12 protein-coding genes are annotated in these 20,132 nt (G+C 56.4%); 5 read left to right on the top strand and 7 right to left on the bottom strand.

Going from position 1 to position 20,132, the window contains the following annotated elements; genetic code table 11:
* Nucleotides 1-10 precede the first annotated feature (10 nt).
* From GJR99_RS17880 to GJR99_RS16575, 3 genes are all read left to right on the top strand, one after another.
* Nucleotides 11-1,117, top strand: coding sequence for a mandelate racemase/muconate lactonizing enzyme family protein (locus GJR99_RS17880; RefSeq protein ID WP_151114180.1), 1,107 nt, complete (start codon nt 11-13; stop codon nt 1,115-1,117).
* The gene (locus tag GJR99_RS16580) at nt 1,114-2,331 is read left to right on the top strand and encodes a mandelate racemase/muconate lactonizing enzyme family protein (protein WP_151114179.1); all 1,218 of its coding nucleotides are present in this window, start codon (nt 1,114-1,116) and stop codon (nt 2,329-2,331) included. Before GJR99_RS17880 ends, GJR99_RS16580 begins: the two co-directional genes overlap by 4 nt.
* Nucleotides 2,332-2,692: 361 nt before the next feature.
* Nucleotides 2,693-3,469, top strand: a complete 777-nt coding sequence (locus GJR99_RS16575; protein ID WP_151114178.1) for an IclR family transcriptional regulator — start codon at nt 2,693-2,695, stop codon at nt 3,467-3,469.
* A 430-nt stretch (nt 3,470-3,899) separates the two neighbouring features.
* On the opposite strand, the gene GJR99_RS16570 is transcribed toward GJR99_RS16575, so the two are convergent.
* Nucleotides 3,900-4,724: a carbon-nitrogen hydrolase family protein gene (locus GJR99_RS16570; protein ID WP_151114177.1), complete on the bottom strand. Its 825-nt coding sequence runs from the start codon at nt 4,722-4,724 to the stop codon at nt 3,900-3,902.
* Nucleotides 4,725-4,921: 197 nt separating this feature from the next.
* Between GJR99_RS16570 and lrp the strand changes: the two genes are divergently transcribed.
* A complete protein-coding gene (lrp, locus tag GJR99_RS16565) occupies nt 4,922-5,380 on the top strand; it encodes an HTH-type transcriptional regulator Lrp (RefSeq protein ID WP_151114176.1) in 459 nt (152 codons plus the stop codon).
* A gap of 190 nt (nt 5,381-5,570) precedes the next feature.
* Here lrp and GJR99_RS16560 read toward each other — a convergent pair whose 3' ends face one another.
* From GJR99_RS16560 to GJR99_RS16540, 5 genes are all read right to left on the bottom strand, one after another.
* Complete coding sequence (locus GJR99_RS16560) at nt 5,571-6,203, bottom strand: hypothetical protein (protein ID WP_151114175.1); 633 nt, start codon at nt 6,201-6,203, stop codon at nt 5,571-5,573.
* A gap of 76 nt (nt 6,204-6,279) precedes the next feature.
* The gene (locus GJR99_RS16555) at nt 6,280-8,544 is read right to left on the bottom strand and encodes an alpha-glucosidase (RefSeq protein ID WP_151114174.1); all 2,265 of its coding nucleotides are present in this window, start codon (nt 8,542-8,544) and stop codon (nt 6,280-6,282) included.
* Between the two features lie 429 nt (nt 8,545-8,973).
* Entirely contained in the window at nt 8,974-11,808 is a 2,835-nt protein-coding gene (locus GJR99_RS16550) for a tubulin-like doman-containing protein (protein ID WP_151114173.1), read from the bottom strand.
* A gap of 189 nt (nt 11,809-11,997) precedes the next feature.
* Nucleotides 11,998-12,678, bottom strand: a complete 681-nt coding sequence (locus GJR99_RS16545) for a hypothetical protein (RefSeq protein ID WP_151114172.1) — start codon at nt 12,676-12,678, stop codon at nt 11,998-12,000.
* 167 nt (nt 12,679-12,845) lie between these two features.
* Nucleotides 12,846-15,140 (bottom strand): tubulin-like doman-containing protein, encoded by a 2,295-nt coding sequence (locus GJR99_RS16540; protein WP_151114171.1) that lies wholly within the window; start codon nt 15,138-15,140, stop codon nt 12,846-12,848.
* 405 nt (nt 15,141-15,545) lie between these two features.
* Between GJR99_RS16540 and GJR99_RS16535 the strand changes: the two genes are divergently transcribed.
* Nucleotides 15,546-16,910: a double zinc ribbon domain-containing protein gene (locus GJR99_RS16535; RefSeq protein ID WP_191967169.1), complete on the top strand. Its 1,365-nt coding sequence runs from the start codon at nt 15,546-15,548 to the stop codon at nt 16,908-16,910.
* A gap of 531 nt (nt 16,911-17,441) precedes the next feature.
* Here the strand turns inward: GJR99_RS16535 and GJR99_RS16530 are convergent.
* On the bottom strand, nt 17,442-20,132 hold a 2,691-nt coding region (locus tag GJR99_RS16530; RefSeq protein ID WP_151114169.1), incomplete at its 5' end, for a tubulin-like doman-containing protein.

Raw genomic sequence — 20,132 nt, 5'->3', positions numbered from 1 at the left:
CGCTGAACCCGTGAGAATCACAGAGGTTGAATCGTATCCAGTCGAGATACCACTCGAGTCTCCGGTTTCGTTTTCGAACCGGACCTTGACGTTTCGAGACCATGCGATAACACACATCCGTACCGATACCGGGCTAGAGGGAGTTGGATACTCACTCGGGTACGAGGGCGCGGGACTCGTCGCCGAGGCGGTCGAGTCACTCTTAGCGCCACTTCTCGTCGGCGAAGACCCGAGAGACACCGAACGTCTCTGGCACGAGATGTACGACGGGAACGTCCAAATAGGGAGGGCAGGACTGTTGCTTCGAGCGATCTCGACGGTCGACATCGCCCTTTGGGACCTGAAGGCGAAGGCGTCGAATCAGCCACTACACAAACTCCTCGGCGGGTACACCGACACGGTCCCAACCTACGCAAGTGGTGGCTACTACCGCGACGACAAGGGCCACGAGGGACTGCGTGCCGAGATGCGGCGGTATCTCGACGAAGGCCACGACACGGTCAAGATGAAAGTTGGCCGCCGGTCCGTGTCCGAAGAAGTCGACCGAGTCGCCGCCGTCCGTGACGAACTCGGTCCCGACCGAACGTTGCTTCTCGATGCCAACGGCGTCTGGTCGTCACCGAGCGAAGCGATACGTGCGTGTCGAGCGTTCGAACCCTACGAGCCGTACTTCATCGAAGAACCGGTGATGATAGACAAGGTCGAGACGATGGCGAAGGTCAACGATGCGCTCTCGTATCCCGTTGCCACTGGGGAACTCGAAGGCACCCGTCATCGATTCGCCAGACTTCACGACAGTGGAGCGGCGGGCATCCTCCAACCGGACGCGACGGTGTGCGGTGGTATCACCGAATGGCTCAGGATTGCGAACTACGCCGCAGCGTACGACATCCCAATCGCCCCACACTACAACTGGAACCTCCACGCCTCGTTGCTCGGTGCTATCGAGAACGGCCTGTTCATCGAGTACTTCTATCGGGATATGGACGTGAAGGTGTTCGACGATATCGTCGCAGACCCCCTGCGGCCGAACGCCGACGGAGAAATCGAACTACCGGATACACCGGGCCACGGAGTACCGTTAGACGAACACGCGATCGACCAATTCAGAGTATGAGAAACTATTCACAGCAGACGACGAACCGAAGCGACGAGAGAGACGTACAGATAACCGACATCAAAGCATGTGTCGTCGAAGGGAACTTCGAGTGGAACCTCATCAAGGTCGAAACCGACGCCGGTGAGTACGGTATCGGTGAATCGTACCGTGGTGGCGGTGTTCCGGAACTCGTCGAGTACACGAAACGGTTCCTCGTCGGTGAGAACCCACTCGACGTCGAGCGACTCGTTCGGTACATCTTCCAGGAGATGTCGGGACACGGCGGGACGACTGGCAAAGTCGTCACTGCTGCGTCGGGCATCGAGACTGCGCTCTGGGACGTCGCGGGGAAGATTCTCGGCCTCCCTGTGTACCAGCTCCTTGGGTCGAAGTACCGCGACGAAGTGCGAATGTACTGCGACTGCCACGCAGGTGAGGCGTACGCCGTCGAAGACGGTGCCACTGCCTACGCCGAGGCAGAAGCGTACTCTCCAGAGGCCTACGCGGCAGAGGCCAGACGAGTCGTGGACATGGGCTTTTCGGCGTTGAAGTTCGACCTCGATTTGGCCGCAGACAACGAAAACGACCCCTACAACGGTCGACTGACGAACCGTGCGATAGCGGAAAAACGCGAGATCGTCGCTGCCGTCCGCGACGAAATCGGCTACGACATCGACCTCGCGTTCGACTGCCACTGGGACTATTCGGTCGAGAGCGCCAAGCGACTCGCCCGAGAACTCGAAGAGTTCGACCTGATGTGGTTGGAAGACCTGATTCCGCCAGAAAATATGTCGGCACAGATCGAGGTGACCCGTTCGACGAACACGCCTGTCGCGACCGGCGAGAACCGATTCCGCGTCTTCGAACTCTCGGAACTGCTGTACGAACACGGCGTCGACATCATCACTCCGGACCCGACGACGGTCGGTGGACTCGCCGAGACGATGCGCGTCGCCGACCGTGCAGAGGAAAACTACATCCCACTGTCCCCGCACAACGTGTGTAGCCCTGTGGGAACGATGGCTTGCGTACATCTCGGCGCTGCCGTCCCGAACTTCGACTTACTTGAGTTCCACGCACTCGAAGTCGACTGGTGGGACGACTTGCTCGTTCGAGACGAACCATTGATTCAGGACGGCGTCATCGAGGTCCCCGAACGTCCCGGATTGGGTATCGAACTCGACGAAGCTGTCGTCGAAGAACATCTCCTCGAAGGCACGACTGGGTTCTAACCCCCGGTTCACGGTCTTTTTCACGAACGACGGTTCGAACACCCGACTGCGAGTCGAGCATCGGTTTCGAACTCTTCTCTGATTTTTGTCCGACGATGCGAAACCGGGACGAGGGATAGTCGATTCTCTCGAAACCGTCAGTGAGCAGCCTCGAAACCGCTTTTTCCAGACTCAGACACAGGAATCCAGTAGCATTATTTCGGTGATTCTCCCGTAATAGTGAGCGAAGAATACACGACAATTACCTGTATAAACGCCTCTGTCCTTCGATTTGTGTCGATAGAGGCCTGCAGTATTTCTCTTTCTTGTAGGTGTCCGATGATATCGAACATATTTTATGCCACCCTCGATACTGTGGGATATGCCACCTGCAGACACCCCCGACGTGCCCGCAAACGTCCAATCAGCGCGCACGCTTTTCGACGTCTTGGAGTGTGTTAAAGAAGGACAGGGAAAGACGGTCTCAGAGGTATCCGCCGAACTCGACTACGCGAGAAGTACGGTACACCGACATCTGCGGACATTGGAGGACCTCGAATATATCGTCCACCGTGGCGAAGGCTACCATCTCGGTCTTCGATTTCTCGACTTTGGAATGAACGCGAGAGACAACTACGCGGGTTACGACCTGATACGGCAGAAGGTAGCCGAGATCGCCGAGACGACGGGTGAACGGTGTCAGTTCTTCGTGGAGGAACACGAAGACGCAGTCTATCTCGCTCGTTCTGTCGGTGAAAACGCCGTTCAAACCGACCCTGGAATCGGGAGTCGAATCCCGCTGTACGCCGCGTCTGCCGGTAAAGCGATTCTCGCCGAGTTTTCCGAGCAAAAACTGTCCGACTATATCGAACACGTGACGTTCGAACAGTTGACGACCAAGACGATAACTGACCCTGACGTGCTTCGAGAGGAATTGGCGCAGATTCGAGAACGGGGATACAGTTTCAACCGACAGGAGACACTCTGCGGAACTCATGCTGTCGGTGTCGCTGTCACAGACGCTGATGGGAGGCCAATTGGTGGACTCAGTGTCACTGGTCCTTCTCACCGACTGAAGGGCGAACATTTCGAGAACGAACTCCCTGACCTCCTCCTGGGTGCTGCAAACGAACTCGAACTAAACATCGCGTTCTCGTGAGGTTCTGACACGCGTTCCTCACCGCCTTCGGTCGCCGGAACGAAACTGCTGTCCCATCATATCGGACAACGAAGAGTAGGTTACCCGTAGTGGGAGGCCTTCCAAGAGTCTCCCCACGCTAAGATTACAGACGTACGTTTGTAATACTACCCCCTCGAACGGTCTTTCATACTCTCTGCGGTCGCTCGCGGCTGCAACCGGAATCTGACTACTTTAGAAACCTAAACTATGTTAACATTAGTATGTTAGAACGATTATATACGATTTACTAAATTTGTGGTTTATAATCTAACATCTGTTTATGCTGAATATATAATTTGGATTTAGCTTTCTTCATGAGACATTCTGCCAATACTACTAATATTCTTTGTGGCCGAAAATATACAATACTTGGTACAAATATGGTATTCATACTGATATTTATCGCAGGTTACGAACTGTCGTAGACCGAACTGCGAGCGTGCTCGAGGGTCTGAAACTCTTGTCGTTTTTCTTCGAGGTACGCCATGTCGATAGTTGCAGTGATCATCTCTTCTCGGTCTTTCGCTTTCGAGATGACGTTGCCCCACGGGTCGACGACCATCGTCCGACCGTACGTCTGCGGTGCCGACGGCTTCTCGCCAATCTGGCCGGGAGCAATCACGTACGATTGATTCTCTATCGCGCGTGCGCGAAGGAGGGGTTCCCAGTGGTCTTTCCCGGTGAACATAGTAAACGCGGAGGGAACGAGCATGACGTTCGCCCCCCGCTGTGCCATCGTCTGGTAGAGTGACGGGAACCGGAGGTCGTAGCAAATCGAGAGCCCAAACGTTGCGAGTTCCGTTTCTACTGTCACTGCGTCGTCACCGGGGGCGACACGGGCAGACTCTCGATACTCTACGTTACCGTCGATTTCGATATCGAACAGGTGTACCTTCCGATAGGTGTCTACGAGGTTCCCACTGGGGTCGAGGAGCACCGACGTGTTGTACACGCGGTCGGAGTCGGGGATGTGTTCGAAGAAACTCCCGGTGTGAACGTACAGTTCGTATTCGCGGGCTTTCGCTGCGAACTGTTGGACTGTCGGACCGTCGAGTGGTTCTGCAACGTCTGAATAGCGGTCCTTCGGCCCGATGTAACTCACCATCTCGGGAAACGCGACGAAGTTGGCACCTGCTGCTGCGGCCTCATCGACGAACGCGAGCGCCCGGTCGATATTCTCCTGTTTGTCGTCTTTGGTGTCCATCTGACACGCTGCGGCCACGAACTGGGACATCTCGGGTGTACGGTGTGTACTCGACCCGTATGGTATTGACTCTTGGTTTCCGACCCAACCATCGGGCTCGACGCGACTACGACCACTATATTTGGGTGACTAGTGTCGACCTCATGGCTAGTTGATGACTTCCTCGATTCTGGGCTGATAGTGGACATTCGCAAAGTTCTAATGCTTCTGGTTGACTGGTAGTTGTAATGACGTACGAAAATCTCGACTCGAAGCTCGTTAACGCACTCCTCAACGATGGCCGAACGAGTCTGCGAAATCTTGCTGAACAACTCGACGTGTCTGTGACGACCATCTCCAACCACCTTCGAGACCTCGAAGACGAGGGGGTTATCGAAGGATACACGCCTCGTCTTAACTACGAGGCACTCGGCTTCGACGTGACTGCAGTCATCCAGATGAAGGTCGAAGGTGACGCGCTCTCCGACATCACCGACTATCTCAAAGCACAACCACGGATGGTGTCCGTCTACGAAGTCACCGGTAACTACGACGTCATCGCCATCGGCAAGTTCCGGAACACCGACGACATGAACCACCAGATCAAGGCGCTTCTCAGCGAAGCAGACATCCGAGAGTCGAACACGAGTGTCGTGCTGAACGCCGTCTCCGAGAACGACCAGTTCGAACTCGAAATAGACGAATAACGGGTTCGGTCTCTCTCCGGTCTAGGTCTCACGACTTTGCAACGACTTGCTGACTAACGGTGTGCTTCTCACCTCTGTTGTGCTACGGTGAGGAACAGTCTTTGCACACGGAACGACCCGTAACTGAATTCGTAGCGACACCGCAGAACCCGTCGAACTGTTAGACTAACTTCGGTTCGAAACACGCGAATTACGTTTCGTACCCATCGAAGACCCCCCTCTGCTTGAGCCTCACGAACTCGTCTTCGAGCTCTTCGAGGAAGAGATTCACTTGGCCAATAACGAGCATCATGTACACGGCGGAGAACCCGATCTGGAACTCTAGTCCCATACCTTCTTCGAAGGTGGTGAGTAGCAGTGGTATCGCCCCGAGCACCCCGGCGGAGACGACATGCACGGAGAGCGAACGAAGTTCGAGTGGATCGGTGAACGTACGCATCATATGGTCGTACTCCTCGATTTCTAGGAGGGGAAGCGCCATCCAGAACACGACGATGATGAAACCGAGCAGATATTTCACGACCCCAGTGGCAGTGAACACGATGAGGAGCAGACTTGCACCGACCAGCGTGACGTTCAGCCAGTGGATAAGATTCAATCGACCGAACGTCGGTTGGTCGTTATCTCCGAGTACTTTATCGAGAACGTACGTGTAATCACCGATAAGTCGGACGGGCTTATCCAGCCAGAAGAGATGGAAGAGGTAGACATCACGGTCGGCTTCGAGGAAGATACCGATAACGTCGACTTCACGAGCACTCTCGGCGAGGTTCACCACGATTAGCATGATAAGTGGAATGAGAAACGAGAGTGAGATGTCCATCGGCTGTCCAATAGACAGAAGTTATAATAAAACCCACCGTGGCTCGTGGTCCTGTCATATCGAGGGACGGACGCTGCTACTCGAGAACTGCTCGGGACGCCAGTTCTGACCGGACAGTCGACGCGACCTCGGAGCCAGCGAGATGGAAAACGGGAGGTTCTCCGATCGGCGCCGATACCGTCTGGTCGGTTTCGCCGGTGAAGGAGTCTCCCGTCCAAAGGTGAATCCACTCACCTTCCGGAAGGTATACACGGCGACTACGTTCCCCCTCTTCGACGATTGGTGCAATCATGAACTCACTGCCAAGCATGAACTGGTCGGTCATCCGATGAGCGCGGGGGTCGTCGGGATAGTGGAGGAGGGGATGCCGGACGACAGGAACTCCTCGTTCGGCCGCCTCCTGCATCAGCTCCTCTCGATAATTTTTGAATGCGGCGTAAACGTTTGCGAACCGAGAGAAATGGTCGAGCAACTCGTCCGTGTCGTATATCTGTGCGTTTGAAGCCGGCTGATTCCCTTCGTGTGTGCGCAGGACTGCGGTGAACGCATTCGCTTCCACCCATCGTTTGAGCAACTCCTCACTTCGGTCGATCCCGACTCCAAACTTCGACATCGTAGTGTATCCACCGGCATCGCTGTGGTTCAACGAAATCCCAGAGAGACCACCAGTCAAGAGACCCAAGATGGCGGTCCGGAACCCGTCGTGTTCGTCCCACGTAACGAGTTGGTCTCCTTCCCAGAAGAGTCTGCTGTGTGCCGGGCTCCGTGTGTAGCCTGCTCGAGTGAAGAAAACCGACTGGTCGGCTCCCACTTCAGTCACGGCGTCCTCGTTCACCCGTGCCCACTCGACCGGATATCGATTGTGGAACTCGTGTGGATTGGCCGCGTCTAGCACTCCATCGAGCGGTAGCCCTTCGCCGAAGTCAGCCATCCATCCTCGGAATCCGTTTTCAAGCAGTTCTTCTTGGATAATACTCTTCAGCCATTGCCGTGTGTCTTCGTTCGAAAGGTCGAGGATTGCGCCATCGAACGTGGTTATGGTGATTTCGTAGGGATTTCCATCTTCAGTCTCGACAAAGTAGCCATTTCGGCGTGCTTCCTCGTACAAATCCCGTTCGACGTTGGCCTTTCCGGACACGTCGCTCAAGTAGGGGTTGATGTACCCCAGCAGATACACATCCTCTCGTTGCAGCGTCTCGACCAACTCTTCCCAATTTGGATAGTGTGACCTGTCGAGTTCCCAGTTCCACCAGAGTTGATCACCTGCGAGGGTGGTTCGTTGTCCGACCCAATCTTGTAGCCAGAACCCTCCCAACGGGGTGTCACGACTCTGGAGTTCTTCGAAGACCGTCCTCACCTTCTCCGTTCCACCCTGCATCCCAACGATGGGGCCATCGTGGAACCAGTCTGGGAGCGGAGACATGCGACCGGTGTAGGCGGTATACGACTCTAGCAGGTCGAGCGGTTCGGAACCGAACGTCAGTCTCGCAGTGAGTTGATCGGCGTACACGCGAACCGCTACTGTCCGCGGCTCGCTCATGTCGAACACCGAATACTCTGTGTTCTCGAGAAAGCACGCGTAGTCGGTGTTGGTCATATAGTACGGCATCGGTGCATAGGTGGTGAACGCATCTCCCGCCGAACCATCCGAGAAGAGTTCTGCGACCTCGGAGACGATTGGCTTCCCTCGACCGATACCTTGTTCCTGCGTGAGAATGGCGACGGCCTTGCCGTTCATATCGAGATGCGAAAACTGCTCTCCGAACCCGTAGAATCGTTCTTCAGGGTTCGAAACCCCCCGAAGTTCGAGACGTCCCGTAGAAGTCAACTCCGACGTTACTCGCATCCGTAGATGGCCCTCTGCAGTCTCGTCGAGTCTGAGTTCGTACGGTACCGAGTCGTTGCCGTTAGATAACTGCCCCGTGATAAGTAGTGTATCCGACTGTCGGCGAATCGACTCGACGGATTGGAGGTCGTACGTCTCCCGCACGCGCTCTTCGATAGTGTACGACCCTCGACTTTCCATCATGTCCAAGTCGACATCAGAGACAGCGATGAACGGCTCGTCCGGTGGTGTGCTCCAACTGTTGTCTGTCGACTGGTCGAGGTCCTGGATTTCTAACGTCGAAGCTCCGTTCGAACCATCGTTCCACCGTATCTGATAGCTCCCAACCTGCTCTGTCGTCGACTCTACGGCCGTCTCCAATCTCGGGTCATCATCGTCCGCAAAGGGGAACCATTCTCGCACACGGTTGAACAATCCGAACACTATCGCGACGACCCCCGTGGCGAGTAGTAGACGACGGGTGAGTCCGAGGCTATTGTTGTCATTGGACGCCATCGGTAGCTGTGATTCTTGACCTCCTCGACGCGAGTCGTACGGTCGACTGCATAGAGGATTGTTCTGTGGGTCAGTATATCTGCTCAAATGTACCCAGATAAATAAATGGGGCCGTTCTCTGACCACTGTTCAGAGAAGTGAACCCCTGCAGACTACATCCCAAACAGCCACGAGACAGCGACGTCTAGTTCAACGTATCTGGGTGTGTACCAAAGCGCTGCCCCCCGCTCGCCGTTCGATTCGATTTAGGTGCGATAGTAAATCGTGGTGCATGCGGCTGGTTCATCGATTCCCAAGGAAAAGCCAGCCCTTAGCTACCTGACGAACCTGCAATTCGAGGTCGAGTGTTGGCCCCTCCTCGTGTCCTCGAAGGCCAGGCAGATTTGAGCGCTCCGAAAAGGAGCACCCAGTGTACCTCAGATTCGTCGCCTACTCGAACGTGATTTGGATCTCTTTCCTGTTCTCGATATTTTCGACGTACCCCTGCAGGACATCATCCCACTCCACTTGTCCAGCGATCCATCGCGATTTCAGGTCCGCATCGGGTGTCGCCTTCTGAATATCTCTCCACGTCAGGGCGTCCACGGTTCGACTAAACCCATCGAACACCTCGCTATCGTCGCTCATCTCGTACTGTTCCCACATGGTTCCATGCCATATGTACGAGTCGAGGCCGTTTCGATTGATGTAGTTCTTTTTCTCACCGCCACTCAGGTCGGGCTTTTTCACCCGGTCGATGTCGAGTTCGGGTGGTTTCGGGACTTCGACCTTATCTTTGATGTGGAACGCCATCCAGACGTCACGGTCGTACCACTCGGGATATGCGAACGATTGGCGGTAATCGTTGTACTTCCCCGCCATCGCCGACAGCTGGTTCTTCTCGGCCATCTCGTGCATCCGCTGGTATATCCGGAGTCCCTCGACCGGCCCCTGGTTGTCGAAGGAGACAAACATAATCGAATATGGGTCGTTGATGTAGTCCATCATACTGTCACTCCCAGACCGACGGGTCACCCCACCTTGCATCTCGTCGATTTTCTCACGAGCATACTTCTCGTTGTCATCGTGGTACAGGAGCCACATCTCCTGACGACCGGTGACTTCCCTGATACCGGTGTAGTTCATCTGCCCCACGGAATCGTTCCAACTCGTCGCGTTATTGAGCCACTTGTTGACTCCGTTTTCGACCTTTCGTTCGTCGATAAACTCGTTGGCAACGTAATCGTCCAGACTGTTCAGTTCGTTCTCGACACGGTGTAACGTCAGTTCGTCGAGTTTGTCGGGACGAAGAGGGAAGACACCGAGCCGTTTTCCAGTCCGTGAGGAGGCGAGGACCTCTTTTTCGGACTCGATCGATCGCTCGAGTTCGTCGATCTCGGCTTGCGTTTCGTCTTTCGTGTTTTGCCGCTCGGTAATCAGTGAGTTCACGTCGCTGATCTTCTGGTCGAGTCGCTGCTTAGCTTGTTTTCGTCGCGTCTGAACGACCTCTTTCATGGCCTCGACTCGCTTGTACCGTCCGTTCGCTTCGAGTAGCGTGTCTCGGTTGTCCCGAAGGGTGTCGAGTTTTCGCTCGGCTTCCTCTCGCTCACTCTCCAAGAACGGGTGCCACGGAGGGAGCGCGTCCAATGTCTGCCCGACGATATCGAGGTCGACGTTCTCGAGTTTGCCTTCGAACTCCGAAATACTCTCTTTGAAGAACGATTTTAGCCCGTCGACTTTTCCTTCGAGGGTAGTCGTCGCGGCACCGCCGTACCGCGTCTTGTCGGCCATGTTGAACTTCTTCCACTGGCCGGAGACGACCTCTTCCCAGTAACCCACGACCGAGGGGGCTGCGTTCGGATGGTCCAACATCTCTTGGAGCTCTTCGGTCGCGAGCAACAGTTGCTCTGCCTGCGTGTTGGAACGGGTCGCTTCGATCTTCGCTGCTGCATCCGACGACGTTGCCTGGTCGTCACCCTCGCTCCCGTCAGAGTTCGCCTCGTGTTCGATCGAGTCGAGGACACGTTCTACGTCCTCTGCGGAACTGTTCATCACCAGCGAGTTACCGGCACCGAGTTCTCTCTCGAACCGCCCTCGGTACGACGTTCTGCGTTCGTTCGCGTTTTCGAGGTAGAGATCCACCGACGTGGGGTCCTGTTTGATTCCCTCCAGGTCGTCTTTCGTATCCTGCAACGTCTCCAGTTGCCCCGGAATCGTCTCTTCGACGAGCGTCTCGAGGTCACCGAGCCGGTCTTTCATCTCGCAGAACTCGTGGACCTGTTCGTGAGGGACAGTTATCTTTGCGTGGCCAATCGTTCCAAGCGGTGAATCACCTTTCGCCCGACTCGACCAGTTCTCGACGGACTGTTCCATCTCGGACAGCGCATAGATTACCTCTGCGACCCTACGATTGAGTTGGTCGGTGTAATCCTCGACAAACGTCGTCTCGCGTCCCTGAACGATCAGGTCCTCATCGACTCCGATGAGCCAGTGATCGTTGAACGGTGCTCGTTCGAGCGGAATCGAGTTCCCCTCGAATGCGTCGACGACGCGCTCTTCTAGGTCCGGGTTTGCACCTCCTATCCCGAAATTCTTCGAATAGAGCGGAATGTCGACGGGGTCGTCCCCGGCCCCGATCATGGTACTAATATCGTTGAGTGACGCGTACGCGTTCGGATAGTACATCTCGTTACCCGGCGGCGTGGCGTACGACGGATCGAAATCGACCTTCGGAACGGCGCCGACAGCCCCGAGATACACATCTAGATTCGGGTCCTGGGTGTCGAGTGATTTGGCGATCTTGTTCAACATCGCAGAGAGGAGGGGGAAGGTCCCGCTTCCGGTCCCTCCACCCAGCGAGTGTAGCAAGAAGATGTTGTACGAATCGCGCCCGGTTCGGAACGTATAATCTACTTTCTGATAGTGCTCTCGGATTTCGTTTCGAAGTTCTTTGAAGTAGTCGTCGAACGTCTGCTTGCCGCGGCTATCTAATTTGTACCGACCGACGGGGCGCTGGCGCTCTGCTCCTTTACTACCAATTTCTGCGTCCTCAGACAGGTACGGGTAGGTCGCTTTGTCTTCTTCGAGGTGTGCATCAGAGACGTTGAGTCGTGCCTTCTTCGTCCCTGGTGGTACCGATGACAGTGTGTCGGAATCGGTATCTATTGCAAAGTACTTGAAGAAGTCCTGCGTTTCATTCCGTTTCGAAGCCTCGTGTAAGGCGTTCATCATCGCGATGCCCGCCTGCCCGACGCCAACGACGAACGTTGGTAGTGGATCCGACATATCCTCACTTCAGTTGAGGGTCACTTAAGTTTTGGTAGGGCTGAATTTCTGACCTCGCAACCAATCAAACGAAAACCATGTGTTCTCGGTGGACACGAGAGTTCTTTCTCCTGAGTCGACAATTACACTACCGTAGCCAGGCCGGAGTTACTCGACGCCGTTTAGGGTAACGCCGTCGTGACAACTGCCCTAATCCCAGTCGTCTCCGTCATCGCTGACAGCCCGCTTTCCGATCATGAACACGATAACGAGGACGAACAGCGCACCAGCATACGAGAGGGCTTCCTGAACCGTGGTCAGCGTCCCTCCGGTGTTGAGCTCGCTCTCCAGCCCCGAGATTACGCTCTCGGGACGGTTCTCCAGGGAATTTGTCGCCGTGAACGTGTTACGCTGTGAGTCCCCACTCGGCGTGTCGTAGAACACTTCGACTGCACCCACGTTCACCTCTCCCGACTCTGCACCGCCGATGTAGTACGAGTTGTACTGGACTCGAAGCGTCGTCCCCGACGGAATCTCGTCTGCGTGGTAGACGACTCTCGAATTCTCGACCGACCGATCGAATTGGATCGACCGTTCCCCATCGACGAACACCTGGACTGATTCCTGGTCGAGGACCGTCTGGTCTGCTCCTCGGACGACGATACGAGGTGAGACTGCGGCGTCACCGGTCACCTCGACCGTTCCCGCAACCTGAATCTCGTGGCCCCGTGTCTCGGTGTCAGACTCGTCATCCCATCCGTCGTACGACGTCTCGAACGACCCACTGACCGCAGCAGTTGCGAGGCCCGCTCCCGCGAGCAACACGACAGCGGCGACCACGACGACCAGAAGTCGTTTCTGCCAGTGATTCCGAAAGTTTGGTTTCTTCATATGTATACCCAGTTGAACATCAGTTTTATATAACTTCTCCTGGCGGCGGATAATCGGTACGCTTGCCCCTCTCCAATCACGTGGACGTCACGGAATGGCACTCGAGAGATAGTAAACAGGCCCAACGTGTGTCGGCTATCTGCGTTTGAGCCCGGCAGGTTGATAGATTACTGCACCAGTTCGGGATACGCGAACCGCCGATCGATCTCGCTGTCGGTGACCGAACCGAGAAGCGATTTGACGTCATCTTCCGCGTCCTGGAAGTACTCGTGGACGGTCCCGAACTCACTCGTGTACTCGAGAGAGACGGGACGGTAACACGCTAGCAAGAATATCGCAGTGTCGTGGTTCCAGTGGACTAATTCGTCGACGGCTTCGAACCGGTAGTAGAGTTCACGCAACAGCGAGTCTGTCCCATCGCTCCCGTGGAGGACCTCTCCGCGCAGGAGTTCGCGGTCAGTCTCGGGTGCGATAATTCCCAGTCTCCCGCTCGTGATTCCGTACGTAGATTCGGCCAGGTCTTCGACGGGTTCGTCGAGAGTCAGTACAGCACGCTCGAACGTCTCTAGTAGGGCTGTTCTGTCCACCACGTCGGCGGACACGAGCGTCGCCAACGAGCACTCATCAGCAGTCCAGGGGGCGGTATCTGCTTCCGTCTCGAGTGAGTCGACAGGAGGATACAGTCGTGCACCTCGAACACGAATCTTCTCGAGTCGGTCTCGGACCTGAGAGCGGTGTTGTGCGTGGCGGGTCCACCGCTGCTGAACGCGGTCCCACTCGGCTCGTTTTGCTGCACGTTCCTTTTCGAGTGTGTCACGGTACTCTATCAGTTTTGACCGGGTACGCTCTCGTTGTGTGACGAGAGTGGACTCCATCGACTCCAAACGGGCGTACTCGTCTGACATACTCTCGGCCCGTCGTCGCTGTCGCTCGAGCTCGGCTAGTTGCTGTCCGTGACTGGTGAGAAACGTCGGGAATACCGAGTCTGTGGCGTCTCGACGGAGTTCCATTTCGTGCGCTTGGAGGTCTGAGAGCACTGCCTCCGCCCACTCGCTGAACGTAGTTTCGGTGTCGTCGATGTCTGGGTGCCGTTCGTCCCTCTCATCCTGTTGCTCTGGTAACCAACGGTCCTCGAGTTGCTCGAGATACTGGGTGAGAGAGTGAGACGCCAGTTCACTTCGCGTCCAGTCCAGTGCGGACACGGCGAGTAGATATCTGATGACCAGCGATTCGGGGACTTGTTCAGGGAACCGTCCGTCGAGTTCGGCCGCAAGCGTCTCGGCACGGTCGGCAACCCACTCGTCCACTGAATACGTCTCGTCTAGCGACAAGATGTTCACTTCCCGGCGGCATGCCGAGACTATCGAGTCGTCGACTGGGGACTCGTGGGCCGTTTTCTCGTTCTCACGACCTGAAGAGATGTCGTGGCTTACTTCTAGAACGTCCTGAATAAAGCGGTCTGCGTCTTGGAGCGACTTGCGCCGGTCCCGGAGCGCTGCCAACTCCGTCTCTAGTCGCCCGAGCGCTTGACGTGCCTCGTGATATTCTTCCAGGTCCTCGAACGGAGGTTCCAAAGTGGCACCTGCTGCCGAGTACAGCGTCCCCTGTTCGAACCACCCGTAATCTTCGATTGATGAGACGTAGTAGATTAGACGGGAGATCAGGTCATTGACGTGGTTGAAGTAGGACGCTCTCAACCGTTCTGCCTCGTTGACGCCTATAAGCCAGTACCCCGAGAATGGATTTTCGCCGATCGAGAGTGAATCGACCCTGACGCCTGTTGCTCGACGGTTGACCTCGAACTCTAGTGGATACTCGGTTTCCCCATCGAGGTCCATCAATCGTCGTATCTCTGCGAGCGCCGTGTAAGCGTTCGCGTAGTGAACCGGTTCGCCTTCGGGTTTCTGGACCCGGTGGTCGAGTTCGTCGAGTCGTGGGAGTGACCCAACTCCGAACAGTTCGACGGGGTTGTCGATGTTTCGACTCGATGCTTCGAGTAACCCGGCCGTGAGTGGCATCGCACCGGAGCCAGTACCTCCGCTCAGGCTGTTCACGACCCAAACGTACACTGGCTCACTGCTGTCGTACTCACCGGACTCGATGAGCGACGAGATCGACGCTTGGAAGAACTCGATTAGCCCAGCAGTGTCGGCTGCAGAGTCTATCAAATACCGTCCGAGTGGTCGTCGTCGTGAAGTGCCTGCGTCGGGGATTATCTCGTACTGGTCTCGCAAATACTCCAACGATGTGTAGTCGTCTGCGACTGCTTCTTGGTCGACGTTCAGGTGGTACGTTTCGTCGACGACCGGTTCGACATCCCTGAGGGAGCGACTGGTCGAATCGATAGCAACGAGACGGAATCGGTCGCTGAGACCCTCCTGTGATACGAGTTCTGCGACGGACGCTAACACGGAGCACCCGGCCCCGCCGATGCCAACGACGAGTACAGGAGGTGTGTTCATCGGTCACTGATTCAAAACCGACGTTAATAAAAGTGGGTTCGGCGCGGCAGGCGGTCGAACTGTCGTGTTCCATCAGAGGACACCCCCTGAGTACTGAACGAGGACCTCCAGTGAACTGCATATTCTGTGTACGATTTATTAACCCATAGTGTGTCTCCAGCATCATCTGAGGCCATAGCCACCGACATGGCACGAACAATCACTCAACGACTCTCCGCAGAACTGGACAGGACGTCGAAGGGAACGGTGTATCTGTACGCCGAGTACGACCTTCACCCCGACATCAGTTCGTTTAGTATATCGTTTCCAAACACTCTGTCGCCAGAAGAGACGAATGGCTTTTCTCACACTGGTCGCCAGTGTCGGTGGACGGGTGGGGGGATAGACCCGTGGATACGGTTCCGTTTGAACACCGACCAGACGAGTTCGGGAGGCTACGACTTCGTTGATACCGGCGAGTGGGCGATTTTCAAGTGTCCTCCACTCAACTGGTCGTGGCAGTACTCCGGCCGGAAATTCGACTTCAGCAAGTCGTACGACGTCAGGCAGGAGGGAATCATCAGTTCAGACGGCAACATCGTCTACCTCGGTCCATACAGCGAGAAACGGTTTCGAGCAGGGGGACAGCTGTTCCGTTTGGCAATTCCGGAACCGGCCTCGCTTCAGGCGTCCATCTCTGACGTCCGTTCGTCCCTGAGTTTCGCAGCCCGAAACCTCGACGTCGGGGGGAAGAACGACGAAGTCGTCGTCGTCGCCGCGCCGTCGAGCGTCGACTGGGGATGGGGCGGTCTCCAGTCCGGTGCGAACGGGTTCTGGGCAGTCGACACAAGCCGCGTCGACAATGCCAACAACACCTGGGTCCACGAGTACGTCCATACCCGACAGGAGTGGCAGCGCCACGAATCGACCGATTGGCTAGTCGAAGGAACGACGAACTACTACGCCGCCTTGCTCACACTTAGACAGGGCCATATCTCGTTCTCTCGGTTCCACCAGTATCTGATGACCGACCACGACCGCGGTTCTGTACTCGTCGACAAGAGTCAGTGGACGTCGCCGAACGCCTTCTATTCGAAGGGTCGACGCGTCCTCGCTGCACTCGATGCAGAGATTCGCGTCGAAACGGACGGCAACTACTCGTTCGAGGATGTGTTCGAAGCGATCAACGCGACTGAAGGCTCGTTCACACACGGTGACCTACGGCAGACAATTCGGCAGGCAGTCGGCCTCAACCTCGACGACTGGCTCGCAAAATATGTCGAGAGCTCTGCAGTTCCGGTAGTCCCCGACGACGAGTCGTTGTTCGTGGATGAGGCACCACCAACGCCACCCGAACCCGAGAGTGAGGAACCGGAGACTGAAGAGCCAGAGTCTGACCCCGAAGAACCCGAGAGTGTGGAACCGGAGGTCGAAGAGCCAGAGTCTGACCCCGAAGAACCCGAGAGTGAGGAACTGGAGGTCGAAGAGCCAGAGTCTGACCCCGAAGAACCCGAGAGTGTGGAACCGGAGGTCGAAGAGCCAGAGTCTGAACCCGAAGACCAGACTGACGAGTGCCCCGTCTGTGAGTCACCGGTCGGGACCGACGATGAGTTCTGTACGACCTGCGGAACGGCCCTCGACCGGCAATGCCCCGTCTGTGGCCGAGATGTGACGGATGAACCGTACTGCCGTGAGTGTGGAACGGAGATTCAAGAGACGTGTGGTCTCTGTGGTCACCGTGTTCATTCGTCCGATCGGTACTGTCCCAACTGCGGAACCGACCTCTCGTGAACACTTCGTCTTGCTTCTGTGGTAAACGGGGGATGGTGATTGTCTCTGTGGTCCGTACGTCTCTACTGAGGTCGGAGTGTAATCCTCATCACTATTTGTCAGTACCAGTGGCTGGCTGACCAAACTCCATACTCAACGCGAACGACGAGACGAAGATGACCTCGGTTCGGCGTAGATGTGGGACTGATGACTTCCTGACAGAACTAATTGAGACGCTGCGCCGACCCCCCGAGAATTAACATATCCTCGACACGTACTCTGAGTTCAGCACTGACTCAACAAACAATCTGCAAATGATGGTTTCGACAGAGTTGGTGTAGAACCTCGTCGACTTCTGGCCTAGAACTGAGCGAGGGAGGCAACGTTCTGGTCGCGGTTTTCGAGTGTCCTCGAAGGATTCATCACTGCGTTCGTCGGCGCGCTGTTCGTGTTCACGCTCACTCGGCCAGTCCATCGGTGATGGGAGAACAGTCGACGCAGCACCTCACCCACTCTGTCCCATGCACCGTCTCGAATCACCGTCCGGAGTCGTTACTCGTACGCCAGTCGAATCCCCATTTGATTAGCGAGGTTCTCGCGATACTCCTCGAGTAGTTCGCTCCACGCGATGTTTCCAGCCAACCACTCGGAGGTCGTAGACGTAGACGGTGAGGCCTGTTGGAGCTCTTTCCACGAGAGCCCGAACTCTCGTAAGTCACTTTTCCACCCAGTGAACTGCGCTTCGGAATCGTCGTACTCGTCCCACATCGTGCCCAGATAAAGGTAGGAGCCCAGACCAGTCGTCTTGACGAAGTCCGTCAGTTCGTCGTCGGAGAGTCCCGATTTGTCGATACAGTCGAGAGATAGCTCCGGCGGTTGCGTGAGCGAAACCCTGGCAGGGGTGCAACTCGACCCGATAGTATTGCGACTGTACAATTCCGGATACGCGAACGCGTGCCGGTAATCGTTGTACTGGGTCGCCAACTCATCCAGCACCCCATCTTCAGCCATCGACATCAGTTTATGGTACCGCGTGAGAGACGACAGTGGACCCCGCCGACGGAACAAAAAACACTCGATTCGGAAGGGGTCGTCGATGTGTCCAACACTCTGCCCGGAGAATCTCTGGTTCCCTTGGACCACCCTGGAGAGCTGTCGTACGAGGTCTGTGTTCGACTCGTGACACAGTCCCCAGAGCTCATCAGAAGCCGAAAATCGCTGATCTGTGTCGCTCTCGGAACAGTCCTGTTCTAGCATGCTTTTCGTCTTCGTCTCGCAACGCTCGGTGCATCGACCGACCGCGCGTGTGAGCTTCTCGACATCTACGAGTTCGCGCTCGACATAGTCTTCGAGACTCTCGAGTCTGTTTGCTTCCGCCGTCGAATCGAGAGACGTGACTCGCTCGTCGTCGATGGGTAGTACTGTGTGGTTCGGCGTTATCGTCGGCTCGGAGAGCTCCTCGCGGAGATCGTTAACCTCCCGTTCGAGGGCTCGATACTCTCGCTTCACGTCGTCGCGTTCGTTCGACAGGCTCGTAATCTCCGCCTCGGTGTCTGCGAGGCGTTCGTCGATACGGTGGCGAACCGTCGCCCGTGTCTCCTCGATTACGTCGGCTATCGTGTGTACTCGTCGCCACGTCTCTCTGACCTCGGCCAACTCCGAGCGGTCCGCCCGAAGCATCTCGAGAGCCCACTCGGCGTACTCTCGCTCGCTTTCGAACGCCTCGATGACCGGTGGAAGCATGTCCTGAAGTCGGTCGAACACGGTCGGGTCCCAGTCGTCGACGTCCGCGGTGTACTCGTCGATTCGGTCGCCGAGGAACTCCTCGAGGACGGCCATGTCACTCTCCACGGAACTGGACTGGTACGTGGGTCTCGACTCGATGTTGTACTTCGTCCAGAGCCGTCGGACGGTGTCTTCGAGGCGCCCGTCGACGTTTGAGAGTGTCCCGTCTTCGTGTAACCGGCGGTCGAGCAGGGCCCCCGCCACAAGTTCTCCCTCGACCCCGTGGTGTTCCGACATCCGTTCGAAGAACGATTTGACGTTCGCCGGCTCATTGCTCTCGATGGGCGTGCCGTTCGGCGTGAGCGACTCCGTGATCGCATTGCTCACTGCACGTCGTAGCTTCAAATCGTCTGGAACCGTGTCGGAACTTGCGTAATCCTTGAGCTCGCGCAGGTCGTCTCGTCGGGCCCGCTTCGACTCGATTTCTGCAGGGAGCTCCTCCTCAAGCCTGGTGAGAATCTCGGCTTTCGCCTCACACTTCGCTGCGAACGTCCGGACCGTCTCGTGTGGCACGCTCACCGTCCCTCGTTCGAAGGTACCTGTATAGGGGGTTTCGAACGCCCACTGTTTGGCGTGTTGGTCCAGTCCCCCAATTGCACTGATTGCGTGAGCGACGTCACGGTCGAGACTGGTCACGTAGTCGACTCCTCTGGCATCGACAGCTGACCTGTCTGCTACTTGTTCCTCGTCGACGCCGACGAACCAGTAATCGTCGAACGGAACGGCGGCCATGTCGATACTGTCCGAACCGTACGCACTGCTCTCGCCGAGATTTGCTAACTGCTGGACCGTGAGTGACTCCTCCCGGTCGTGTATCCCGATGAGTCTCTTGAGGTCACACAGCGCCGCGTACGCGTTCGTATAGGAGTTGCGGAGCAGCGGATTCTGATGGGCTGATAGACCGACTGGAATCTCGGGGACGAACCCAACGCCGGCGACGTACGTTGCGTAGCCGAGGTCTTCCTCGAGTTTGGACGTCACCCTCTGGAGAAGCCCCAGTAAGAGCGGGAAGGTTCCGCTTCCCGTCCCGCCTCCGAGGGAGTTGACGAGAAAAATGTCGACCGACGTCGTGCCAGGGTCGAATTCCAGTTCGTGGGACCGGACGTGGTCGAGGATTTCGTCTTTCAGCGTCTCGAACAGACGTCTGAAACCTGGGCCCATCGTACTCTCCAGTTTGTACCGGCCGACCGGTCGCTGGCGAGCAGATCCCTTGGGCTGGATCTCGACCGACTCTGGTAGATAAGGCGTCGTCAGCAGGTGTTCCTCCACCAAGGCCGGGTTTTCGGTGAGGTAGATTCGCTTCGCGTCGGGGGGTGCCTCGGTCAACTGTTCCTTATCGGTGTCGACGGCGACGTACGAGTACGCGTCTTCGTCGTCGTGCGGTATAGTGTCGAGCATAGACAGCACACTGATTCCAGCGTGCCCGACGCCGACGACGACTGTTGGGCTGTGTGACAT

Source organism: Haloferax marinum (genome assembly GCF_009674625.1).
Lineage (GTDB): Archaea > Halobacteriota > Halobacteria > Halobacteriales > Haloferacaceae > Haloferax > Haloferax marinum.
The sequence above is the reverse complement of the archived record's forward strand: the minus strand, read 5'-3'. Positions and strand labels throughout refer to the sequence as shown.

Excerpts from the sequence above, each read along its gene's own strand:
- GJR99_RS16580 (WP_151114179.1), top strand. The coding sequence starts at position 1,114 with ATGAGAAACTATTCACAGCAGACGACGAACCGAAGCGACGAGAGAGAC.
- GJR99_RS16575 (WP_151114178.1), top strand. The coding sequence starts at position 2,693 with ATGCCACCTGCAGACACCCCCGACGTGCCCGCAAACGTCCAATCAGCG.
- GJR99_RS16570 (WP_151114177.1), bottom strand. The coding sequence starts at position 4,724 with ATGTCCCAGTTCGTGGCCGCAGCGTGTCAGATGGACACCAAAGACGAC.
- lrp (WP_151114176.1), top strand. The coding sequence starts at position 4,922 with ATGACGTACGAAAATCTCGACTCGAAGCTCGTTAACGCACTCCTCAAC.
- GJR99_RS16560 (WP_151114175.1), bottom strand. The coding sequence starts at position 6,203 with ATGGACATCTCACTCTCGTTTCTCATTCCACTTATCATGCTAATCGTG.
- GJR99_RS16555 (WP_151114174.1), bottom strand. The coding sequence starts at position 8,544 with ATGGCGTCCAATGACAACAATAGCCTCGGACTCACCCGTCGTCTACTA.
- GJR99_RS16550 (WP_151114173.1), bottom strand. The coding sequence starts at position 11,808 with ATGTCGGATCCACTACCAACGTTCGTCGTTGGCGTCGGGCAGGCGGGC.
- GJR99_RS16545 (WP_151114172.1), bottom strand. The coding sequence starts at position 12,678 with ATGAAGAAACCAAACTTTCGGAATCACTGGCAGAAACGACTTCTGGTC.
- GJR99_RS16540 (WP_151114171.1), bottom strand. The coding sequence starts at position 15,140 with ATGAACACACCTCCTGTACTCGTCGTTGGCATCGGCGGGGCCGGGTGC.